Raw genomic sequence first — 4692 nt, forward strand, 5'->3', positions numbered from 1 at the left:
AATTAGATAAAAAAATTACTAATTTTTTTGAAACTGAACTATTAGATATGATTTCAAACGGTACACTATTTAATAGAGGAAAAGAATTTATTGATTTAATTTTACAAACTTTATCATTGACTGCTGAAATGACAATTGATTCATTACCTGGCGATGATTCTAAATTTCATCCGCAACTTGATTTTTCTAAATCAGTAGATACATTTATAAAATCTATGATTCATTATCAAGAACAATTGGAAGGAGAAATAGTTTTAACCGATAGTTTAAATAGGTGGACTGTTGATTTGATGAATATAAAATAAAAACGCATAGCTCTAGCATGTTCGTCTAGAGTTATGCGTTTTTTTAAACTAAGCTATAGTTTAATTAGAAGTAAATAAAATCATTAAATTATCATTTTAAATTATTAAGTATGATATGGAATGCGGAGAGTATTTCTTTTTGTTTATTATCAGGTAAATTTTTTATATTCGTAATTAATTCAACAATTTCAGGATTTTCATCTTTTTTTGTAATATCAAAGAAAGATGAAATATCACATTCAAGAGCATTCATAACTTTTTCAAGGGTATTAATTGTTATATTTGTTTCGAGATGTTCAAGTTTGTAAACATAATTTGTTCCAAGGTCAGCTCGTTCTTCAATTTGTTCTTGTGTAAATCCTTTTTTCAACCTTAAAAGGCGGATTCGTTTTCCTACATACTTTCTTAATGATTGTTTCATACAATACCTCTCAAACTAAATATTACAGTATTTTTTTTACATATTTTAGTTCTTAAAAGATTGATTATGACTTTACAAGGTTGGTTGGATGTGCTATAATAAAATAAAAAAACAACTATATATAGTTGTTAATAGGGATTTTTGGAGATTTTATGTCAAACAAAACTATTAAAACTCTAACAACTTCAACAGCTATTGCTCTTGCATCTGTTGGTGGAACTGCATTTGCTCAAGAAGCTCAAGCGACGCCAGTACCTTCTAACAATGCTGTCAATGAACCTGCTCTTGTTACTAAACCGCAAGTGAAACCACTTGAAAAGAGTGAAGTTCCTGCGCCATCAACAGTGAAACCTGCTCTTGACGCTCAAAAAGCTGTTGTGAAAGATGCTGAAGCTAAGATTGATACAGCTAAAGCTGATGTAAAAACAAAAAAAGCTACTGTTGCTTCAACTGAAAAAGAAGTAGATACAGCTACTCAAGCTGTCAAAGATGCAGAAGCAACCGCTTCTCAAGCAACACCTAAAAAAGTTGCGGAAGTTAAAGACGCTCAAACTAAGAATCTTGAAGCTCAGACTGCTAACCAAAAAGCAACTGAAACTGTAAATGAACAAATCAAAGCTGAAACAAAAGCTCTTGCGGATGAACAAGCTAAAGTGGCAACTGCTCAAGCTAATCTTGACCAAGCTACAAAGGATGTCCAAACAGCTGAACAAGCCGTTGCAAGCGCACAATCTGCTCTTGACGGAACTGGACTTGCTTCTGCTAAAAAAGATTTGACACAAGCTCAAACTGACGTCAAAGACGCAACTAAAGCAGTTGAAGACGCAAAAATCGCAAAAGAAAACGCATCTAAAGCAGATGCGAACCGTGCACAAGCGATTAAATCAGCTGAAACAGATGTCAATACTAAAAATGACGCTGTTAAATTGGCTAAAGATAAACTTGCTTCAGCTACTGAACATGCTACTAATGTCGAAAACAAATTGCAATCAGCTCAAGCTGAACTAAAATCTGCTCAAGATAAATTAGCAAATACTGGTGTTGATACAGTAACAATTGCAGACTTGACTCAGTTCAAGAAAGATAAAGCCGAAGGTGACTCAGACTTCATGACTGACTCTGGCGCAACTGTTATTGAAAACTCTTCAACAAAAATCAGTGAAGCTGATAAAAAACAAACTGTTGAATTGGATAACTTGACTGATGAACAACAAAAAGAAGTCAGCTTATACGCTGCAAAAGTGTTGACTGCAATTCATAAACAATTTGGATTGAACGAAGTTACTGTTACAGACTCTGACCTTCGTATTGCTCGTGAACAAGCTAAAAAATATGTAGCTCGTGGAATCTCAGCAGACAAAGCTGGTCACATCAATGGTGCTTACCATGGTGAAAACATTTCACTTAGTAATGAAACAAAATCTATGACCATGTACGAACTTAAACAAAAAGTATATGACGCAATCATGGGACAAACATTTGCTGACGCACCATCTAAGTGGGGACACTCACGTAACAACTTTGTTAATAACACTGTTGGAATTGCAACTGCTAATGTAGACGGACGTTTGCATATCATCTCAACTCTTGATTTAGCTGGCGGAAACGTCATCAAAGACGAAACTGACACAGCATCTCTTGAAAAAGCTGTTGAAACAGCTAAATCAAATGTTGAACAAGCTAAAACTGCATCAGAAAATGCTAAACAAGCTTTAACAAAAGCTTCAAATGATTACGCAAGCGCACTCAGCTTGAAAACTGAAGCTGAAAAAGTCCTTGCTGACGCAATGGCTACACCACTTCAAGCTCAAGTTGCTGAAAACAACCTACGTTTGGCAGAAATTGCTCTTGAAAATGCTAAAACTCGTGAAGCTAAAGCACATGACGCTGTTGCTAACTTCTCAGCAAGTCTAGCAGACAAGAAAACTGCTCTTGAAAAAGCTCAAGCAGAACTTGAAGCAGTTAAAGATGCTCAAAAATCTGCGTCACAAGCTCTTGAAGATGCTTCAGCTAAACTACAAGCTCAAGAAGCTAAAGTCAACAGTTTGAAAGCACAAAGTGACAAATTGATTGCAGAGAAAGATGCTCTTGTGAAAGAAGCTAAAGTCTTGGCTGAACAATTGCAAGAATATTTGGACGCACCTGCTAAACTAGCAAATGCTCAAGATACTCAAGCTAAAGCTGAAGCTAAATTGGCACAAGCAAAAGCTGAACTCACTACGGCACAGTCTACTCTTGAAGACTTGTTGTCTGCGTATCGTACAGAATATGCTAAGTTGGTTGACTTGCAAACAGATTACGATGAACTCGTTGACCTTGCAGAGAAAGCTCAAGAAAACGTTGTTGCAACACTTCCTGACGGTACAGTGATTGCTGTACCAAAAGTAGCTCCAACTGCTGAAGTGCTTCCTGAACTAAATCTTGAAGAACTAGCTAAAGAAGATGCGAAAGATAGCGTTGTGAAACAACTTCCTGACGGAACAACCGTTGCTGTTCCTAAAGATGCACCAATTGCTGAAACACTTCCCACTGTCAATGTTGACGAATTGAAGAAAGCTCTTGATGCAGGTAAAGAAGTTACTGTAGATGCTCAAGGAAATGTTGTTGTACGTGCAACAAAACCAGCTACTGATGAAAAACCAGGGACTGTTGATCGTCCGCAAGCTAATAATGAAAAATCAAATAAAGTTTATGCAAGTGATAAAAACGTTATTACTGATAACAAAGGAAATGTTATAGTCAAAGGTCAAACTTACACAAGTCAACAACAAGTATCAAGTAAACTAACTTATTCACGAGTAGAACGTGCAAAAACATTACCAGATACAGGAGAGTCATCAAGTGTTGCAATGTTGGTACTCGGTGCCATTCTAGGAACATTTGGACTTGTAACAGTACGTAGAAAAAATTAGAATAATAAAAAAATCTTCTTATTTTAAATAGGAAGATTTTTGTTAAAATATATTAGAATAAAGAAATAATGTGAGGGTTAAAAAATGAGAACTCCTAAAAAATATAGTGATTTAATTAAGAATAAAGAAATAACAAATAAAATTATTGCAGAATGTATATATTCTGTTAATAAAAGAGCAAAAAACTATCGAGATAAGATAGAAGATTATAAGCAAACTGGATTCTATAGATACAAAGAAAATAATATTGAAAATGCAAAAGAACAGAAAGAAAAATACTATAATATGAAAGAAGATTTATTATTAAACTTCAGCCCAAAATTAATTCATAAACAGTATGCAGGTGAGAAAAGACAACGAGTCTATAGTTATCAAAAAAATTATGAAAAACTATATAATGAAAAAAGAAATGATATCGTTTGGGAAAATAGTTACTATGACTACGATAGAAATAAGGAAGTTGAATTTTTTGATTATAGCTTAGGTGAGAAAAAATATTTATATTTCTTGTATTATGAAATCGGTGAATATAGTTTTCATACCCCTATTACAGAAGAAAGGGCTGAAAAAAATACTCAATTAGAAATCAAAGAAATAGATGAGAATTTTCAAACTCATGGAGCTGATATAGTAGATTTACTCTCAACTCAATTTGTTCAAAAAGTAATAGACTTGTTAGATAGTGGAGATTATACAATTATAGAATAATTAAAAAAATCTTCTTACGTTTGTAGGAAGATTTTTTGGATTCACAAAATTTATTTAAAAGACTGCGCTATTTAAACCAATTTTGAGAATGAATATTGGACTATACCGATTGCGCCGAACACGGTATCGAACTATGTATCAAAAATTGTGATTATTAAATTTTTTAACTTTGAAATAACAGTAAAAACTAAAAATTTATTTGGTCAACCACTGGTCAATTTCCTTAATTTCAATACTAACTAGCGTGTGATAATATCTTGATTTAATCGCTTTTAACTTATTTATTTTAACTTATTTTAACGCTAGTTTGTTGGCCGCCGGTATAGTAATAAAGACAGGCTCTTTG

Annotated in this window: 4 protein-coding genes; 3 read left to right on the top strand and 1 reads right to left on the bottom strand. The window is 33.6% G+C overall.

Annotated elements, in window-relative coordinates:
• On the top strand, positions 1-305 hold a 305-nt coding region (locus SINDD18_RS08110), incomplete at its 5' end, for a hypothetical protein (protein WP_193750846.1).
• Positions 306-396: 91 nt separating this feature from the next.
• On the opposite strand, the gene SINDD18_RS08115 is transcribed toward SINDD18_RS08110, so the two are convergent.
• Complete coding sequence (locus SINDD18_RS08115) at positions 397-726, bottom strand: helix-turn-helix domain-containing protein (protein WP_061863774.1); 330 nt, start codon at positions 724-726, stop codon at positions 397-399.
• Between the two features lie 152 nt (positions 727-878).
• Between SINDD18_RS08115 and SINDD18_RS08120 the strand changes: the two genes are divergently transcribed.
• Both SINDD18_RS08120 and SINDD18_RS08125 read left to right on the top strand, forming a co-directional pair.
• Complete coding sequence (locus tag SINDD18_RS08120) at positions 879-3638, top strand: SEC10/PgrA surface exclusion domain-containing protein (RefSeq protein ID WP_061863775.1); 2760 nt, start codon at positions 879-881, stop codon at positions 3636-3638.
• Positions 3639-3722: 84 nt separating this feature from the next.
• Entirely contained in the window at positions 3723-4346 is a 624-nt protein-coding gene (locus tag SINDD18_RS08125) for a hypothetical protein (RefSeq protein ID WP_061863776.1), read from the top strand.
• The last annotated feature ends 346 nt before the right edge of the window (positions 4347-4692 follow it).

It is taken from the genome of Streptococcus infantis (assembly GCF_001579645.1).
Taxonomy (GTDB): Bacteria; Bacillota; Bacilli; order Lactobacillales; family Streptococcaceae; genus Streptococcus; species Streptococcus infantis_E.